Origin of the sequence: Mucilaginibacter lappiensis (genome assembly GCF_900155965.1) — a bacterium.
In the GTDB taxonomy this organism is placed as follows: Bacteria; Bacteroidota; Bacteroidia; order Sphingobacteriales; family Sphingobacteriaceae; genus Mucilaginibacter; species Mucilaginibacter lappiensis.
In genome coordinates, this window is record NZ_FTMG01000001.1 from 585,872 (window position 1) to 605,390 (window position 19,519).

A 19,519-nucleotide genomic window follows, 5' to 3' on the forward strand; every position below is an offset into this window, starting at 1 on the left:
TTAATATTACATGTTAAATTCTCCGCACTATGGCAAACGAACCGATAAACGCTGATTCTGGCGATCTGCAATTGCAGTCTTCGCTTAATTTTACCAAGACCAGGACGGATAAGCTGGCCGTTTTTATTATCAATGCGCTCGGCAGCATGATCTTTTTAATGGTTTGCATACTGATTTTTGGTATCTGGATCTGCTGGAATGTTAAATTAATTCCTGGGTTAAAGCCCTTCGACCCTTTTCCTTTTTCTACCCTCGAAATGGCCGTATCCATCTTTGCCATCATTTTATCCATTTCGGTGCTCATCAACCAAAATCGCCAGGGCCGGATAGAAAAGATCAGACAGCAGGTAGAGTTCGAGGTCAACGTCCGTGCGGAAAGCGAGATCACTAAGGTTCTGCATATGCTTCATGAGATCCACCAAAAGCTGGGATTAAATAGTATCGAGGATCTGGATCTGGAAAAAATGAAAGAGCAAACAGACATCAACAAAATCCATCAATCGATAGATGAAAAGCAAAATAACGCCGATTCAACTACTTCAAATAATCAATAAATTACCTCGTCTTTTCTACCATTTTTTTATGACGCACTAATTTTAGCTTATGATTTTCATCGGCCGCGTCAATAGAGTGCGTACAGGTAATATCATCTTCATTTTCTGCCAGATCAGATAACTGCTGATAAAATTTATGCAGATTATCCAGTTCTTTTTCAGTCAAGTCTTCAATATCCACCATCCGGTTGCTGGCCCCATCATGTGCAGCCAGTAATTCATTTAGCTTTAAATGGATTGCCTTAGAGTCTTTATTTTGTGATTTCTGGATCAGGAACACCATTAGAAAAGTAACAATGGTTGTACCTGTGTTAATGATCAATTGCCAGGTATCAGAGTATTTAGCCAGGGGCCCGGTGGCCAGCCAAATCACGATGGCGGCGATAGCGATCATAAAAGCAGCCGAGCTTCCGGTAGCGGCTGTAGCCCAGTTGGAAAAACGTTCAAACAGATTTTTTTTCTTCTTCATTTCTCAAGCTTTTGTTAGGCAACAAAGGAACGGGAGTAATAAATGTTTGAAAATTAATTATTTATAAAAATGAAACAATCGTCTTGTTGGGCGCTTGTCTATGGTACATTTTAATCCACATACCATGAACTCACTACTTTATATTATTGCCGTTATCCTGATCATCGGTTGGGCGCTGGGCGTTTTCGTTTATTCCGTTGGCAGTTTGATCCATATTTTATTGGTAATCGCGATCATCGCAGTCATCCTGGCCGTGATTCGGGGCAGGTCAGCGGTCTAATAGTGCACCATGATTGATATTAATCAACTAATCATACCCGCTTCCCGAGTTGGCGATATCCCTGTATTGGCAGAGCTGATCGCGCAACACGTTAACGTAGAAACAAGAGATGAAAAAGGTTATACACCTTTGATCATCGCTTGTTACAACAATCAATATGCCGCTGCAGAATTACTATTAAAAGCCGGTGCGGATGTAAACGGTGCAGATAGCGGTGGCAATACAGCACTCATGGGCGTGGCCTTCAAAGGTTATCCTGATATCGCAGAACTGCTCATAACTTATGGAGCTGATCTTAATTTGCAGCATGGTAACGGTGGCACGGCTTTAATGTTCGCAGTCATGTTCGGCCGCAATAGCTTGGTTCAACTGTTGATCGAAAAAGGAGCGGATAAACACATAACCAACAAAGGCGGGCTTTTGGCATTTGACCTCGCTGTACAACAAGGAAATCAGGAAGCAGCGGATTTGCTGGCTTAGCTAATATATTAAAAAGCTAATTATTTTCTTATAATGAAACAAAACATTATTCTATAGGTTGTTTTTATTCCTACCTATAAAATAATAATGGCAAAAAAACCTACTGAATCTCCATCTTCTAATAAGAAGCTGGATGAACTTCAACCGGATCTGAAATCAGGCGCAGGCCAGTTCATGACCACAGATCAGGGACTGAAAATAAACGACGACAACAATTCGTTGAAAGCCGGTGAACGCGGCGCAACACTCTTGGAAGATTTCATTCTGCGGGAGAAGATCACCCACTTTGACCATGAGCGCATCCCCGAACGGATCGTCCATGCCAGGGGCTCAGGCGCACACGGTGTTTTCCAGGTCTACGAATCCATGGCCAAATATACCAAAGCCGGCTTTTTACAAGACCCGTCTGTCCAAACACCTGTATTCGTGCGATTCTCAACTGTGGCAGGTTTTAGAGGATCAACTGATCTGGCCCGGGATGTTCGCGGGTTCTCCGTTAAATTTTATACCGAAGAAGGTAACTACGATTTGGTAGGTAATAATATGCCGGTGTTTTTTATTCAGGATGCCATCAAATTCCCGGATCTGATCCACGCCGTGAAACCCGAACCGCATAACGAGATCCCTCAGGCGGCATCAGCACATGATACTTTCTGGGATTTTATCTCCTTAACGCCCGAATCTATGCACATGATCATGTGGGCTATGTCCGATAGAGCCATCCCCAGATCATTACGGATGATGGAAGGTTTTGGTATCCATACATTCCGCTTTATTAATGCCAAAGGCAAATCATGTTTTGTAAAATTCCATTGGAAACCTTTATTGGGTATGCATTCTGTAGCCTGGGATGAAGCGCAAAAGATCTCGGGTAAGAACGCTGACTTTCACCGCCAGGACCTTTGGGAAGCCATTGAGACCGGCGCTTTTCCGGAATGGGAATTCGGTATACAGATCGTTCCTGAAGAAGATGAACATAAATATCCTTTTGATTTGTTAGATCCAACCAAACTGATACCGGAAGAACTGGTGCCAGTAATGAAGATCGGTAAAATGACCCTCAACCGTAACGTTGATAATTTCTTTGCTGAAACAGAGCAGGTAGCTTTCCACCCCGGCCATTTGGTACCGGGTATAGATTTTACCAATGACCCATTATTACAGGGACGGCTGTTTTCCTATACCGATACACAACTTTCCCGTTTAGGCAGCCCGAACTTCCACGAAATACCAATCAATCGCTCCATTAACCCGGTTCATAATAACCAGCGAGATGGGCATATGCGCCAGCAGATCAATGTTGGCAAATCCAGCTATCATCCGAATTCGGTTGGCGGCGGTTTTCCGCAGCAGGCTAAGGTCAGCGAGGGTGGTTTTACTACTTATGAGGAACGTATAGACGCGCGCAAAGTACGTGCAAGGAGTAAAAGTTTTATGGATTTTTTCAGCCAGGCCACGCTGTTCTTTAACAGTCAGTCTGAACCCGAACAAAATCACATCATTGATGCACTTCGTTTTGAATTAGGCAAGGTAGAAACAGTTGCCATCCGCGAACGAATGGTAGGCTTACTGACCAAGATCAATACCACATTAGCGTCCAAAGTTGCCGAAGGATTAGGAATGCCGGTTCCAAAACCACAGGAACCATTGAACCAGAGTTATGGCGCCGATGCTAACCCTGCCGATTACCAGGATCAGCCGCAAAAACAAAGTATAGACAAATCTCCTGCCCTGAGCATGGCTAACAGCCCGAAGGATACGATCAAAACCAGGCAGATTGCCGTACTGGCAGCTGATGGTGTTGATGGCAATCCTTTAAAAATTATGAAAACTGCATTACTGGCCGAAGGCGCGCAGTGTAAACTGATCGCACCGCATGGCGGATTTATTAAGGACGCTAAAGGCGAAGCTATTCCAGTTGATATGAGTTTCCTGACTGCAGCTTCTGTGATCTTTGATGCCGTCTATATTCCTGCAGGAACTAAAGGCTTGTTGGATAATGCAGACGCCATTCATTTTATTAATGAAAGCTATCGCCATTGTAAAGCCATCGCGGCTGATGATGATACGTTGCTCCAGGAAACCTATGTGGCCAAAAAACTCGCTACCCCTGGTGTATTGGTTGGCAAAATACCTAAAGATTTTATCCATGCCATTGCCCAGCATCGTTTCTGGGAAAGGGAGAAAAAAGATAAAGTCCCTGCTTAAAAATTAATTAATCATCTACCTATTATATACTTATTAAAAAAGAGAAACATGACGACTGCAACAAAAAGCAAAACAGGAAAAATGGAAAATTCAGAATTTCATGAATTTTTCGTGGACGAATTAAAAGATATCTACTGGGCTGAAAATCATTTGGTGAAAGCTTTACCAAAAATGAAAAAAGCAGCGACCAGCCCAGAGCTCGCGGCAGCGTTTGATAAGCACACCGCCGAAACACAAATCCATATCGAAACTTTGGAAAAAGCTTTTGCCTTGTTAGGCCAAAAGCCTGTGGCCAAAAAGTGTGAAGCAATGGCAGGTTTGTTGGAAGAAGCCAAAAGCATTATGGAAGATACCGAAAAAGGTACGATGATCCGTGATGCCGGTTTAATCCTGGCCGCTCAGAAAGTGGAACATTATGAAATTGCCACTTATGGTACACTGCGTGCTTTCGCTGCAAACATGGGGCATACCGATGTAGAAGCTTTATTATCCCAAACATTGGAAAATGAAAAAGCGACTGATATTGCTTTAACCACATTGGCAGAAACCACGATCAACGAAGCAGCTGTCGCCGAATAATTAACTATTAAATTTGATTTTAAATAAGGTTGTCTTCCAACAACCTTATTTTTTGTTACCCACCTATTACAATGGAAAACTTTACAATGCTCCAATTTTTTGAATGGTATTATCCAGCGAACAGCAGTTTGTGGAACCATTTCAAAGCTGATGCCGAACACCTAAAGAAAATAGGTATAGACACTGTTTGGTTACCACCGGCACATAAAGGTATGGCCGGTAATCAGGCAAATGGCTACGATTCTTATGATTTATATGATTTGGGTGAATTTGACCAGAAAGGTTCGGTCGCCACCAAATACGGCACCAAGCAGGAACTCATTGATGCAGTAGCGGCTGGTAAAGCGGCCGGACTTAAAATATATGTGGATATTGTTCTCAATCACATGGGTGGTGCCGACCAAACGGAAATTATTACTGTTCGAAAAGTTAACCCGGAGAACCGTAACGAATTTATCAGCGAGCCTTACGAGATCGAAGCCTTGACCAAATTCACTTTTCCTGGCAGAAACGGCAAGTATTCTCAATTTGTTTGGGATTATCTGTGTTTCGCAGGCGTGGATCATGACGTGCGTACCAAGGAGACCGCCATCTTCAGTATCCAGAATGAATATGGTGAAGGCTGGCAGCAGGTAATGTCTAAAGAAAATGGGAATTATGATTTCCTGATGTTAGATGATATTGAGTTTCGTAATCCAAATGTCCGCGAGGAGTTGAAGCGCTGGGGCAAATGGTTTTATGAAACTGTAGGCTTCAATGGCTTCCGTTTGGATGCGATCAAGCATATGGACCCGACCTTTTTTAATGAATGGCTTGATTACTTAAGAACAGAATCGGGCCACGAATTTTTCACCGTAGGCGAGTATTGGGAGCCCAACGACCTGCAACCCATGTTGGATTATATTGAGATCACAGGCGGACGATTTTCTTTATTTGATGCGCCTTTGCAGGGTAATTTCCACGAAGCATCAAACGAAGGCATTAAGTATAATCTCTGCGCGATTTTCGACGGAACTTTAGTAAAGGCTAATCCCGGCTTGGCGGTAACGTTGGTTGAGAACCATGATACACAGCCTTTACAGTCCCTGGAACAACCGGTAAAAGCATGGTTCCGTCCCCTGGCTTATGCACTTATCCTGTTACGAGCTGACGGTTATCCCTGTGTTTTCTACACCGATCTATATGGCTCTACCTACAAGGACAAAGGCGACGACGGCAAAAACCATACAGTAACGCTTAAAAAGATGGACGAAATGGAAACACTGCTGTATATCCGCAAAAACTTGGCTTATGGAAAGCAGCGTGATTATTTTGATCATCAGAACTGTATCGGCTGGACAAGGACAGGTGATGAAGAGCATTCCGATTCGGGCTGTGCTGTTATCTTATCTAATGGAGAGCCCGGCACTAAAAATATGGAAATAGGTATTCAATTTGCTGGTAAAGTTTTCGTCGATTATTTAAATAAAATTGGTGAAGAGATCATAATCAATGGAGATGGTTGGGCAGAATTTAAAGTAAATGCAGGATCCGTTTCTGTTTGGGCCCTGAAAAATTAAGCCACGTGAATTATAAATGAGCAAAGGTTCCTGACCTAATTTCGAGCATTTGTACAATGTTATAATATAATTATCTAACCCTTTCCATTTAATTCTTTTTCCTACCCTTAGGATACAAAATGATTTACAGTTATAAGGCGCTTTGGTAAATGCATACCAAGTAGTTGATAGCTGATGATATATCAGAAAGGCGGTAATTTGTTCGTTTTTTGCCGTGTTTTTAAGATCGTGGCAATCTTTCTTTTAACCCATATAATAAATTGATTTACAGTTATTTATATAGAAAAGTTCAGAATCCTCCGCCACTTAAGGAAACAGCCACTTCTGGTTGTTTCCTTTTTATTTATATATACTACTGATTATCAAAAGATTAATTGTTAATTCATCGAACAAAATTGTGTTCGACATTTAGGGCGTTTTTCTTCTCAAATACTGATTACTCCAAAAAAGTCATTTAGTTCACGTTAAAAGAATATTTTGGGGTTCGACTTTCCTTGGCTCCTCAACAGTTGCAACAGGTCACTTATTTTTTTGTGATTAGCTTTGAGTAAGTTAATCATTTTTAGTAACCTGGTTCGACGGTGACTATATCAGTTTTTATTTTTTGCCATATTTTCTGAAAGCGACTACAAACTGAAAGATAAGGTAATTATAAAAGATTTTTGGCTAAAAATATTAGTCCAAACATCTAGTTAGCCAGCTAATTATTATATCTTTGCATATGGAATCTACTAACATCAGCGGTTTGTTTTATCAGATCTGCAAACAGCGGAGAAACTTACTTACGAAACAATTGGTCTCCATTGGGCTTTATGCGGGGCAGGATATATTGTTACATTACTTATCCCATGGACCTGAGGAGGGTATGATGGTCTTAGAACTTACAGAGAAAATGGCTGTTCAAGCCTCTACTGTCTCTAATATGATCCGGCGTATGGAGGCAAGTGGTTTAATCCACAAGCAAGGCGACGCCCAGGATAGAAGGGCTCTACGCATATTTATTACCCCTAAAGGCAAAGAAATATTAACAGAGGTGGCTTCAATATGGAAGAAAACCCGTGAACAGACAATCAAAGGACTTACAGAAAAAGAACAAAAAACATTAAGTTACCTGCTTGAAAAAGTAAAAGAAAATATGAGTTGATATTTTTTGTAAAAATAGTTAGTCGGCTAACTTTATTATGAGGCAGTAAAATGAATATAAGTAAAAATAGATTAATAATTTCTGCCAAACCGGTCGGGAGGTTTCTTATGGATAGTTGTCGCTGGTCAGCACCTGAAGTATTCCCTCTACATCAGATTCTCTCGTCGATGTTGGGTTTTACTCTGCCTCTTGTAATTGGCATTATTACGGGCCATGTGCCAATTAGTTTGGCGGTTGCCTTCGGTGGGCTTGCGTTAAGCAGTAATACAGGTGAAACATCCAGGCGGCAATTACAAGACGGATTGTATACCTTGATTGCCGGAAGCCTCGCCGTGTTTACTGGAGCCTCTGTTGCGGGTAATGGCCTATGGAGTTTTTTTATAATTCCTTTTATAGTCGCCTTTGCGGGCCTGGTAGGCGGTATCAATAGGATAATGGCATGGGCAACAACTCAATTTATTGTTTTTACTATTATTGCCACCAACTTTAGCGTGCATAAAGCAAGTCCGCTGGCCATAACTATACTGTTTCTTATCGGCGGTATATATACAATAACACTGTCGCTCATTTTAAGAACATTATTTAAACCTGTTTCCCCTATTGGCGAAGCATCGCGATCGAAATACACAGCAAAACAAGTACTAACACGTTGGTGCAAGTCACTTGTCCATTTTTCAGGCTGGTTATACCCGGCAAGGATATTCACATGCTTAATAATTGCAGAAATATTTGAACAGATTTATCCACATCATCACGGCTATTGGGTATTGCTTACTGTAGCAATCCTTGTGAAACGTAAAAATGACACCATGACCCTGCAAATATTCCAGCGTGCGGCAGGCACAGTTTTGGGTGTTATAGTTGCTGATATAGTTTTGCTTTGGTCGCCTTCTGTTTGGTTTACTGTAGCTATAATTGCAGTAATCGCTGGCGCACGACCTATATTAAAACAAGCTCATTATATAAGTTACTCAACCGCTATGGTTCCGCTTGTTATATTGCTTTCAGGATTCGGAAAAGACTTGCCAGGTGATGTTATTTCGGACCGTATAATCACTACTTTTATTGGCTGCTTTCTCAGTCTGACATTGGGTTATTGGTTCTGGATAAAACATTCTTTGAAAGAGCAATATCTTATTAGTAATAAGCATAGTCAAAGGTTACTGGAATAATTGGTTCGAGGCTAATGAGATTAGACTCGAACCAGGGATCCTCTGATTAACGGGCGAATGGCCGACCTCTTCAATATCCTTTGACAAAGCATTGAAGTTATATAAAGAGAAATATCCGGGGTAAATAATGCAATTCAACTTACTTCAAAATATGAATAAAAAGTCAGGGTAAAAGCACACCCTTACTCAAGGGGCAAGGCTTTTAATTATTAACTATTAACTGGTCCTTCATTAACTAAATAAAGGCCTATAAAGAACAGAGTATAAATTGAGTCCACTTTTTAAAATGGCTATGACTTATATTTTTATTTATTTGATTGTTTTATTTTACTTCGCTTTTTTCTGGCAATAACACCAACCGGATATAATTCTTCCCGCTTAAATATTTATTCGTTATAGCTTTTAAACTCTCCGGGGTCACTTTTTCCAGGTTGCTATCATAGGCATTCAGCTCATGCAAATCGTCGTGATTTTGCAAGCTGGTGACTAAATAATCCAACCACCAGTTGTTCGATTTCAGGGATGTTTCCCACGTGCGTCGATCCTCGGCTTTGTACTTATCAATATTAACCTGCGGCGGCCCCGTGGCTTTTAGTTTCTCAATCTCCTCCATCGTCGACGCGATCAGTTTTTCTACATTCTGTGGACCACAGCCAAATGAAATGGTAAAACTATAACGAGACTGAGGGTACTTAGTCGCTTCTTCTCCCACTCTGGGGCTATAAACACCGCTTTCATCTTCACGTAAGCGTTCGATGAGTCTGATCTGCAATACCTCTTTTAAGGCATCCAGTTGCACTTGTTCAGCAGCACTGTAGTCAAAAGTGCCCGAGAAGATCAGATTGACCCTGGCTTTGGGTTCGGTGCCTTTGTACACCGTTTTTTCTATCCTGCCGGTCGGCGGGTATATACCCAGATCCTTATAGTTTTCACTTTTATAGGTAGAGGGAAGCCCACCCATGTATTTCTCCAGTAAAGGTTTTATTTCATCAACTTAATTAGTTCCATTTAAAGATGAAATAATTGGAATTAAAATATTATTTATACCCAAACAACTACTTGATTTTCAATTCACTAATCAATAGTAAAAGAGGAATTAAATGTCCGACCTGACTCCCACCCACTCCACTTAAGGAGATGGTCGATTGAGATCATCTCCTTTATCAGAAAAAGCGATGTCGGTATCGAGGCGTAACCATGCGGAAAGAATGATTGAGAGACCACAGCTGGTATCTCCCCAGTAACAATGATCATAACATTATTATCGCTTTTTATTCCTGATTATTCTAAAGACATTACCAATGGAATTTATCAGAAAATGGCGGAAGTAAAACTGATCAAAAATCAGGGTTGAAACTTAATTTGATACCATAACGGGATGCGCCAGGGTGATCAAGATAGTTAAAGCGTTTTATCCCGTCGATCCGGAGAAATTTGAATATATTTCCTATGCCCACACCTGCTTCGATATAGGGCTTGCTGCCAAGGGCATAGGTACCGTTCGCTCCGTTTCCTGCAACCGGAAAGTTATAGAGACCCGAAGAATAAAGCGGGTTGTTTTCATTCCGGAGTCCTCCAAAAAGTATTTTTCCGGTTAGGTATTCCCGCCATTTCAAATGCTCTATCAACGGGATTTTATTCAGGAAGAAGCCATTAAAGCTTTGGGTAAGATTAAGGCCTGCATAATGATCACTTACAAATTCAAGGTAAGTCATCTGGTTATAGGCATCCGGATCATAAGCGATTGATTGGTTTGCAGGACTGATACTAAGCAGCGGAAAAGGAACCTTACCATTAAGATAACCTCCCAGAAGCGTAATATCCGCAAACCCGAGCTGGGAAAAGTAAAACCGCTTAAAAATATTAAGCCCTAGCGTGGTATAATTGTACGAACCATTGAATAAACCCTTGATGCCATGATTCACTTGTAAGTAAAGTATTGGGTATTTACTGTAAATGGTTCTTCGGTATACAGTACCCTGCAAAATTTGCTCGTGTGGGGCATAACGCAACCCCAGGTCAACCTCACTCGTTCTCAGATGATCAACAATTTGATCATCCGGGGAATTATGCTGGTACACGAGTCTCCCAGCGGCCCGTTGATCCCAGTTCCGGAAAGCCAGGTTATAGGAGAAATGATTTTCAAAATCTTTAACATATTCGGCTTTGAATGTCCGGTTATATATCCAATATGCAGTAGTGCCTGATTGAAAAGAAGACACCGCCGCCTGCTGATTGATGATCGAAAAGTTTTGTCCCGGTACACCAATATCATATTGATAGGTTAATTTGAAATAATCGTTCGGAAACCGGTAGAAAGCCGTCTTATTGATGGCAATATAGGTACTCAGATCGTACTTTATTTGTTTGTCCCTTGTCCCATAGGCTGCGTAACCTTCGAAATATAGAGTCTTACTGAGCGCTGGTGTCGTGCGCCCTCCTATCTGGAAACGGGGGCCTTCTTCGCTGTCATACGAAAAAAACGAACCCACCGGTCCAAGCTGTACAGGTCCCCAACTGGCATAACCACCAGTCAACGTCGCCGCCACCCAGGTAGCCCGCTTAAATTGGGGCATCTTTTCCAGCCTGCTGATACGGGGATAAACCCTCGCCTGTTGAGCTGTCAGGGTATCCGGACGGTGCTGCGCCCAATAAGCTGTATCTGGATTATCGGCATCAGGTACTGTTTGCAGGTCCTTTCCTTTGTAAAATACCTCTGGGAGTGCTGAATTCAATAAATAATTAGAAAAAACAACTGTACGCTCACCGTTTACACCAAAACCCTTATTTTTAAAAACACCAAAGTCTGCCTTAACGTCGCTTTTACTCAGATAATAGCGGCCGTTTGAAAAAGGCAAAAAATCAAGCCGTATCTGGAGTGAACGCATAAAGTTAATGTTGATATGCTTATTCACCTTCAGTTCACAGGACTGCACTGCGAAATGCCCATCCTGGGTAACCAGGAGTTTTCCTTCAAAAAGAAGATCTCCCTGGTTTCTTGGCGTGAAACTGATCTCGATCAGTTTATTTTTCCCCGCCCGAATGGTATCGGTTATGAAAAATTTATAAAAATCGGGCGCATGGTCTGCTATTGGGCTCAGGAACTGGTTAGTGATAATAAAAATATTATTGGCGTAGATGTCAATAGTATTACCATAAAGACGGTTAAGGTATACATCCACACCAGCCGTATCAATAAACTTCAGTATGTTGGCTTCCTTCTGCGCAACCAAAATTTTGATGGCCTTTTCCGGTGATTTCCTATAATAGTTCCTGAATACTTTTTCACTGAAATAGGCAGGTAACAGTGCTTGTTTTTTTTCACCATTACGGACTGTGTCCAGCATAAATTTATACATTTTGAAAAACCGATTATTGATCAGAGCCGCAGGAATATCAACAAACGAAAGATTGATTCGTTCATATTGCTCATATTGCAGATAATCGGCGCTCGTCATCCTATTCTCCTCCTTATGATTGATGACCTCCCTGATCAGATCGACAGCCGGGTTACCTTTATTCCTGTAGCGCTTCTTCTTTCCGGAGGTTATGGCAACTTCTTTCAATTGGGTTTGACTGCTGTGCATCGATACATTCAAAACATTATCCTTACCGGGCGCTATACTTTTAGTCACCTGTTGATAACCCACATATGAAAATGTAACCCGATTATAACTACCGGGAGCAGACAGATAAAAATCCCCCTGTTGATCTGTCACTGTACCATATCTGCTTCCGTTAATTTTCACATTGATTAAAGGAAGCGGATGATGAGTGTCAACATCAGTAACCCTACCCTTAATGGTTGTAAAAACACCAGCATCATTGTTCATGCCGGCGGTCTCAGGTGTCGTGTTTTTTTTCCCTCCGTCTCCGCTGGGTTGCTGAGCACTGACTCCATTGCAAATACCAAAAAAAATTACCAGGACTAATATATTAATAAATCGCTTGGGCAAACTGCATAAAACAAAGCTACAAACTAAAATCAGTTGTCTGAACGGGGTTATCGACTGTAATTGTTTCAATGAAGAATATGAAAAATGTGAAGTAGCTATGGCGTCATTTGGCTGGGATTTGTGAATACTTAACGGTGACGAAATTCGACCTCAATTCTGAATATTTTCTGAAAAACTGTAGGCCAATCTCAATAAATCGATAATGTGCTACTTCAGACAAACAGGAAAAGTGATACCCAAAAAAAACAAGAAGGCTAAATAAATAGTACATATTTGATTTCTACATCTTGATTTTAAACATCCCGTTAAGCCTTCAACAAGATAGATAATTTTCAGATCTTTCAACGGGCTTAACGGAAAAATAATAACGCACTCAGAAGTTCAAAAAAACCAGCAAAGGTTTTTATCTTGAAATAAAACGCGCATCTATTGACTTAAAACGCAGATTAGAAATTGGCAGAAAATGCAAAGTGACTTTAACGATATCGTTAAAGTCACTTTGCTCCTGATCCTCAGCATAATTTGAACCTCTTAGTTGAAAATCCACGATGAAGCGGAAGATCAGAATAGTAATTATCCTAGCTCTTTATAACAATTGTTAAAAAGGAAGAAACGCCCCCTAACCCTTCCTGAATTAGGTTGAATCATTGATATATAACTGTTAAGACATCAACCCGGGTATTAATACCGGCTATTTTTGTATGATAAATACGAAACCAGTTGACAGCAGCGAAATCATAAACCGAAGTTAGTTATCTTCTATCTTTATAAAAAGATAGTATCTATAGTCTAAAAGGAGTACCTCATCTTAAACCCATTAATAGTTATTATCCAGGATTTTTTGAAGCACCGATTGTGACTGGTTAATCCTTTTGCTTCTGATTGCTTTATAAAGCTGCTCGTGCAGGTGATGATTCATGGCAAAATAGCTGATACCCTGTGCATCTCTCGCGGAGAAGAAATTACGTAAAATTAATGTAAAACTATAATATAACTCTGAAAGAACAATATTGCCAGCCGCATTGGCTATAGCCATGTGAAATTCAATGTCGGCGTCAACACACTCCTGTGGCTTCTCTGCTTGAATGGCAATTTTACGATTTTGAAGTGCTTGTTCAATTTTAATAATCTGGTCTTCAGTATGATTCAGTGTGGCCCGTTTTACAATTTCTTTTTCCAACAACGCCCGCACATCATTAATTTCATCAAAATCAGCACGGCGTAAACGTTGTTCCATACTTACGTTCTGAAAGTTTGCATTAATGAATGTTCCAGCACCTTGCTTCACGTTTAAAATACCAGATATTGCTAATGTTTTAATCGCTTCCCGTATGGTTGACCGGCCTACATTATATATTTTCATCAGCTCCGGCTCAGTAGGGATTTTTTCACCTGGCTTGTACTTTTCCTTATTAATATCCTCTTTTATTTGACTTAATATTTTGTTGTAAAGCTTCATATATGCTGTCTGAATGAATTCAACTTGCTATTACAAACATACGATGTTTAATATACAAAACAAGTCCATTTAAGCTTATTTCATAAATACCTCTATCGCCAAAACAATTTCTTTACACACAATGTCGATACATTAAAATAAGATAAAATACTTAAATTTTTAATTATTAGATAGTTATGTAAATCATACAATATAATCTCCCCTACAAAATTGACAGAAGATTAAAATGATATTAGAATTCAACATTCATCATATGTATTATTTAAACATATGATGAATTGTTTTGAATTCTCATTTATGTTATCTAAGTTTGTTCTACATTTTAAAATTAAAGTCATGGAAAACTCAAGACGTAAGTTTTTACAAACAGCATCCCTATCCTCCCTTGGTCTGGTTGCCGCAGCCACAAGCCTTAGCTCATTTACCCCTGGAATTGCAAAAGCAAAGGGTCTATCCCCGACTTTAGCAAAAAAGGACCTGGCTAAAAAGCAGGAAGAACTGGAGGATTTTATTTATGATATAGAAAACGGTAGTACTGGTTATAAAAGCGATGGAGGTTCTGCTAAAGAAGCTACCGTTGAGGAATTTCCGGTTTCCCAGAGTATTGCAGGCGTATCAATGCATTTACAGCCCGGCGCATTCCGTGAAATGCATTGGCACTCTGTTGCGGCCGAGTGGGCTTACATATTAGATGGGCAGGTACGCACCACTATAATTACTCCGGATGGCACCACCTCTACCGATGATTTTGAAAAAGGTGATATCTGGTATTTCCCAAAAGGCCATGGTCATATGCTACAATGCCTGGGCAATAAACCATGCCACTTTCTATTAGGCTTTGATAATGGTCATTTTTCTGAATTTGGCACCTTTAGTATAACCGACTGGATAAGTCATACTTCGCCAACCGTTATGGCCCGTAACACAGGACTGCCTGCCAGTTTCTTTGCCAGCCTTCCAAAAAAGGAATTATATATCGGGGTTGGAAAAATTGCCATTGAACCAAGACCAAAAAATATTAATCCGGCAATTCCCTACAGCAGCTCGTCACACAAGTTCCGCATGGCTAAAGATGGCATACATCAAGAATTTAAAGGAGGATCTGTAAAACTGGTGTCATCACTTGAATTTCCGATCCAAAGCACTTTAACTTCAATGTTAATGGAAATTGAACCGGGTGCCATCCGTGAACTGCACTGGCATCCAAATGCCGATGAATGGCAATATGTAATGAGCGGAAAAGGAGAAGTAAGTATTTTCGGTTCGCATGGCCGTGTAAAAACTATGCCTTACAGCAAAGGAATGGTTGCCTTTATTAAACAAGGCTACGGACATTATATAGAAAACACCGGGACAGAAACATTAAAATTAATTGTACTGTTTAACGCACCTATTTATCAGGAATTATCGCTGAATGACTGGTTGAATTCGAATCCCCCGCAGCTGATTGCTGATCATTTCGGAATGACCCTTGATCAGGCTGCTTCTTTGATCAACCACAAAACAGGAATTTATTAATCAATAATTCTATAGCGGCTATTGGATAAACATCCCGATAGCCGCTCTTTTTTAAAAATTTCTCCCAATTACCTTGTTTTTAAACAAGTAACAATATTTAACTTTTCAGGGTTGTTTTTTATTAACCGTCCATTCAGCCATTTGAAAATCACGGGCACCATTATTGGCCTTAATACTTATCCGGTAAAATTTATAGGCCACATTGTTATTAAAGTGATATATAATCCGTTGAAGACGATTTGCAAAAACTTCATTGTTTTTGCTGTGCAAGTTTATCCAACGTATACCATCCTCCGAACCTTGGAGTACCCAACTTTTGGGATCACGATCTGGCGAGTCATTTGCCGATGTCATGGTATAGGCTCCTGCTACAGCTGCTGATTTCAGTTCAAACTTCATTACCAGATCGCCCGAAAAACCCGACTGGAAAAATTTAGTATTTGGATCGCCATCAACAACTTTTAGTGATCCTTCATTTGAGGTAGGGCCGCCGCCATTATCGCGCGATACAGTGAGCGTGCCCCCTATCGTAGCAAAATAACTTTCGCCAACCTTGGTTCTGTCAAAATTAGGGTCGGCCACATTCAATATGATCTCCCTGGCTGCCGAATACCCTTGGGAATTTCTGGCGGTTAATACTACGTGATACAAACCGTCAAAAGCATACCTGTGTTTCGGTGCCTTTTCTACCGACGTACTATCATCCCCAAACTGCCACAATATATCAGTGTAATTGGTTGACGTACTGGTGAACTGATAACTTAAAAAATCAACACTATCTATTCGGGCAACGGTGAAGCCGGCTGTTGGTTTAGGTCCATCAGGTGTGGGCGGCGGGGCTGGTTTATCTTTTTTACACCCAACAAACAGCATGGCCGCTATTGAAAATACAGATATAATATCTAATACCTTTTTCATGTCCTTAATTTTCATTTAACAATTAGCGTAATTGGTTTACGGAGCTGGATATAATTGACTTTGGGGTACTATTCTTCTGCCATTGATTCCGGCTGATGGCACTTCAAAAGTCAGTCGCGCACGCTTTCCACCCCCATTTTGACGGTGATCCGCTTCTATTTTATAGCGTTTTCCGCGCTCTAAGAATATCTTGGCGGTACGGCTGTCTTTATCCCACTCAGTAGTAAAATCATTGATAATGGCTTTGCCGTCAATAAATAATCTTGATCCGTCGTCCCACTCGTTTTGCCAAAACACATATTCCCCTCGTACCGGAGCAAGGAATTCACCGGTCCACCGGGTCGAACAATTATCATGACTTATATTTGGTATTGTAGGCTGCCAAACCCCATCATTGGGCCAGTCAATAGTGGATTCTACTCGTACCAGATCAGGTTTTCTGCCATCAAAATCAAGCTGTTGATTATTTGAAAAGTATTCTGCCTTTAAACCCGTACCATTACCAGTTATATATGAGTTATTATCCAGGTTTACCTCTGGTTGCACTAAAACAATCAGTTTACTATTTGTTGGATGCAAAATATGTTTGGTAGGACTGACCAGACTCACCGCAAAGCCGAAGCGTTTACCTGCTGCTATGTTCGCATCAAAAACGGGCCAGCCTATTGATAAACGTATTTGCGCAGTAGCCGCATTGGAGTTTACCCTGATCAATGTGTCAATAGTAAACTGATCTGGCTTGAGGGCTATGGTATTATCAGGTAGCACCTTACTTTTTACAAGGGTACTAATGGTATCCATATTTAATTTCACTTTAACATTAAATGCACCAGCTGGCACACCCGCCAGGTTTATGGTTAGAGGAATTGTAATGCCAGCCGGCGATGTGGTATAGTTTTTCTGATAATCAACATTCATAATACCGCCACCATTTAAAAGTGACAGGTAATGAATATCGCTCTCCTTAACAACGGCTTTGGTATCAAGTACCACCAGGATATTTGATTGCCCTCCTTTAATTTGATTACCCTTACCCGGGTCAGTGAGTTTAAATGCAAAAGCTACATTCTTGCCATAATTGGCCTCAATAGCTGATAACCTGATAGTAGCTACAGACGTTGCGGTATCAGCTCCAAATAACACATTAATTACGCTTGAATAATCAATTGTTCCCGCTGGTAATACTATCGCATTTTTTAGTATTCCATTGGCTATCAGCTTATTTACAGTATCGTTATTAAGCGTTATCCCCACCTGAAAAGCTTTAGTTGCCGGCCCGGACAATGATATTTTAAATGGCACCTTAACTGTTTCGTTATCGGTTGTTATACCACCTGTATAGGTGCCCGCACCAGAAATATCCCTTTCTGTATTTTTAATCAGACTCAGATCATTCAAATCATTTTGTCTGCAGGCTCCTGCTATCAGGATAAACAACCCTATAAGCAAAGCATACCTATATTTTTTCATCATCAAATAATTTAGTTTATCATGGTTAATTTTATTGATCAAGCCAAACGCGGCCATCAAGTCCCCAGGCCTGCCTGTTTGGTATCCTGAACCAGTTTATTATTTGCGCCGGGATATCTGCCGTTTGCGGAACAAATACAGCAAGCGCTCCTGCCGGCGGCGGACATATCAGGTCATTAAAATCTTCCCATTTATAACTTCCCTTTAATTGAAAATCGCGTGCTTGGGGGCCAACATCCCTGATCTTATCTCCCTGCCCATCTGTACCCGGCCAATAGGCTGCAAGGAAAGAATAATAAGGATGCCCCTCGCTAATGGATGTTTCGCAGGCATAGTTACCAATAACAGCATCAGGCACATCAACTTTAAAGAACCGAATATCACTTACATACACATCAGGTGTACCGTGTCCCGTACCATTTAAAAAACCTAATTTTAGTGGACTATTGTTGCGGAAACTACCAGACGAGGTTACCTCCAGTTCATTGTTGAAAACGCCATCGGTATATGTCCTGATATATCGCTTACCGGCACGTATTTCGCATTTGGCAGTAAGGTTTTGCCATCTGCCTTTTTGCAGATCACCACCCCGGCATTGATGATAATCGTTATCTTTAGTACCCCTCATTTCAAAATACCAGTAAGAATCTTCCAGGTAAATTACCCAGCCTACACCAGGGTGACCGGCAGACCACTCTTTTCTTTTACCCAGAATACTTGGCCAAAAGAATTTGTCTTCGTTTTTCTTAACCTTTAGCTCAATGGTAAACTTGGTGGTATCGTCGAGGTTAAAAACATCAGCGGTATCTATCTGAGCCCTCACACCTGTATCTTTCAAACGCACAGTACGGCCCAGATACCTGTTGCCTGTAAATGGCTTGCCTATTACCCGTTGTTTGTATTTTGGATTGTAATAAATAGTAAAAGTATTTGCGGCTGTATTGCTGAACACCGTATTATCATCCTGATTAGCCGGTATAGCAAACTTACCGCCGCCACTTGAGGCTATCACCACCAGCCAGTCTTCGCTGGCATAATTCTTCCTGTTTTTAAGGGCAGTAATCATTTCGCCCACATAGCCATCAAACTTTTCAATAGCCGCTTTATACTGAACCCGTGAGTTATCATATCCATATTTGATACCGGCTTCTTCAATATCATTAAAATGCCCCAGTATCAATTGTGCCGTATCGGTATTAAGATTATTTACAACAGCAGTTTTGATCTGTTCGTCTGTATCGAATAATTGATTTATGGCAGCGCTCTGCGTCAGCTTGTTCTTAAAAATAGCTGATGATGAAAAAGACACAATTTTAGCACTCGGTTTTTCTTCTTTTATCCGTTCAAAGAATACGGGATAAGTTGCCAGGTTGTTACCTGTAAGATCATCAGATAAAACCTTGTGTTTTTCTTTTTTTACGCCTGTAAGCATATTGGCCCAATTACTTACATCTCGGGTCGAATCCGGATCACTCAACGCAACCCAACTGTAAATAGAATTCGGCAGCATAGCCTTAATATTAGACACATTGGCACTATTTACAGACGCCCCCCTTGCCCCATCAACAATAAGGTAAAGCACCTTGCGCTGGCCAAATGATGCTTTGGCAGTATCTGTATAATTTTTATCGGGCAGCGTACGTACAAAATCCTTATTACATGATATTGCCGCAATAGCCAATGCACAAATAATCGAAAAAATTATTTCTTTATGTATTTTCCTGTTCCGCATCTCTTTATAAATTATGAGTTC

Annotated in this window: 16 protein-coding genes; 9 read left to right on the top strand and 7 right to left on the bottom strand. The window is 40.8% G+C overall.

The features are described 5' to 3' along the window. Positions 1-29: 29 nt before the first annotated feature. Entirely contained in the window at positions 30-554 is a 525-nt protein-coding gene (locus BW976_RS02460) for a DUF1003 domain-containing protein (RefSeq protein ID WP_076370020.1), read from the top strand. A 1-nt stretch (position 555) separates the two neighbouring features. Here the strand turns inward: BW976_RS02460 and BW976_RS02465 are convergent, their stop codons facing one another. Then, on the bottom strand, positions 556-1,023 hold the full coding sequence (locus BW976_RS02465) for a low affinity iron permease family protein (protein ID WP_076370022.1): 468 nt from the start codon (positions 1,021-1,023) through the stop codon (positions 556-558). Between the two features lie 124 nt (positions 1,024-1,147). Between BW976_RS02465 and BW976_RS02470 the strand changes: the two genes are divergently transcribed. The 7 genes from BW976_RS02470 (at position 1,148) to BW976_RS02500 (ending at position 8,445) form a co-directional block, all read left to right on the top strand. Continuing rightward, on the top strand, positions 1,148-1,303 hold the full coding sequence (locus BW976_RS02470) for a lmo0937 family membrane protein (protein WP_139332174.1): 156 nt from the start codon (positions 1,148-1,150) through the stop codon (positions 1,301-1,303). 9 nt (positions 1,304-1,312) lie between these two features. Further along, entirely contained in the window at positions 1,313-1,783 is a 471-nt protein-coding gene (locus BW976_RS02475; protein ID WP_076370026.1) for an ankyrin repeat domain-containing protein, read from the top strand. Positions 1,784-1,870: 87 nt separating this feature from the next. Beyond that, positions 1,871-3,991: a catalase gene (locus BW976_RS02480; RefSeq protein WP_076370028.1), complete on the top strand. Its 2,121-nt coding sequence runs from the start codon at positions 1,871-1,873 to the stop codon at positions 3,989-3,991. 48 nt (positions 3,992-4,039) lie between these two features. Then, positions 4,040-4,570, top strand: coding sequence for a YciE/YciF ferroxidase family protein (locus BW976_RS02485; RefSeq protein ID WP_076370030.1), 531 nt, complete (start codon positions 4,040-4,042; stop codon positions 4,568-4,570). A 71-nt stretch (positions 4,571-4,641) separates the two neighbouring features. Beyond that, entirely contained in the window at positions 4,642-6,129 is a 1,488-nt protein-coding gene (locus BW976_RS02490) for an alpha-amylase (RefSeq protein WP_076370032.1), read from the top strand. A 721-nt stretch (positions 6,130-6,850) separates the two neighbouring features. Next, complete coding sequence (locus BW976_RS02495; protein WP_076370034.1) at positions 6,851-7,273, top strand: MarR family winged helix-turn-helix transcriptional regulator; 423 nt, start codon at positions 6,851-6,853, stop codon at positions 7,271-7,273. 50 nt (positions 7,274-7,323) lie between these two features. Continuing rightward, complete coding sequence (locus BW976_RS02500; RefSeq protein ID WP_084192029.1) at positions 7,324-8,445, top strand: FUSC family protein; 1,122 nt, start codon at positions 7,324-7,326, stop codon at positions 8,443-8,445. Between the two features lie 322 nt (positions 8,446-8,767). Here the strand turns inward: BW976_RS02500 and BW976_RS02505 are convergent, their stop codons facing one another. From BW976_RS02505 to BW976_RS02515, 3 genes are all read right to left on the bottom strand, one after another. Then, entirely contained in the window at positions 8,768-9,430 is a 663-nt protein-coding gene (locus BW976_RS02505) for a M16 family metallopeptidase (RefSeq protein WP_262494180.1), read from the bottom strand. A 352-nt stretch (positions 9,431-9,782) separates the two neighbouring features. Then, positions 9,783-12,278: a DUF5686 and carboxypeptidase-like regulatory domain-containing protein gene (locus BW976_RS02510; RefSeq protein WP_076370633.1), complete on the bottom strand. Its 2,496-nt coding sequence runs from the start codon at positions 12,276-12,278 to the stop codon at positions 9,783-9,785. A gap of 940 nt (positions 12,279-13,218) precedes the next feature. Next, positions 13,219-13,860, bottom strand: coding sequence for a FadR/GntR family transcriptional regulator (locus BW976_RS02515; RefSeq protein ID WP_076370040.1), 642 nt, complete (start codon positions 13,858-13,860; stop codon positions 13,219-13,221). A gap of 336 nt (positions 13,861-14,196) precedes the next feature. On the opposite strand from BW976_RS02515, the gene BW976_RS02520 reads away from it, so the two are divergent. After that, positions 14,197-15,378 carry a cupin domain-containing protein gene (locus tag BW976_RS02520; RefSeq protein WP_175614024.1) on the top strand — a complete coding sequence of 394 codons (1,182 nt, stop codon included), beginning with the start codon at positions 14,197-14,199 and terminating at the stop codon, positions 15,376-15,378. Between the two features lie 105 nt (positions 15,379-15,483). Here BW976_RS02520 and BW976_RS02525 read toward each other — a convergent pair whose 3' ends face one another. Genes BW976_RS02525 through BW976_RS02535 form a run of 3 tightly spaced genes read right to left on the bottom strand, consistent with a single transcriptional unit; the run spans position 15,484 to position 19,498 of the window. Continuing rightward, entirely contained in the window at positions 15,484-16,296 is an 813-nt protein-coding gene (locus tag BW976_RS02525) for a PKD domain-containing protein (RefSeq protein WP_175614025.1), read from the bottom strand. 36 nt (positions 16,297-16,332) lie between these two features. Then, positions 16,333-17,766 carry a PA14 domain-containing protein gene (locus tag BW976_RS02530; RefSeq protein WP_175614026.1) on the bottom strand — a complete coding sequence of 478 codons (1,434 nt, stop codon included), beginning with the start codon at positions 17,764-17,766 and terminating at the stop codon, positions 16,333-16,335. Between the two features lie 31 nt (positions 17,767-17,797). Continuing rightward, complete coding sequence (locus BW976_RS02535) at positions 17,798-19,498, bottom strand: alkaline phosphatase family protein (protein WP_076370048.1); 1,701 nt, start codon at positions 19,496-19,498, stop codon at positions 17,798-17,800. Positions 19,499-19,519 lie beyond the last annotated feature (21 nt).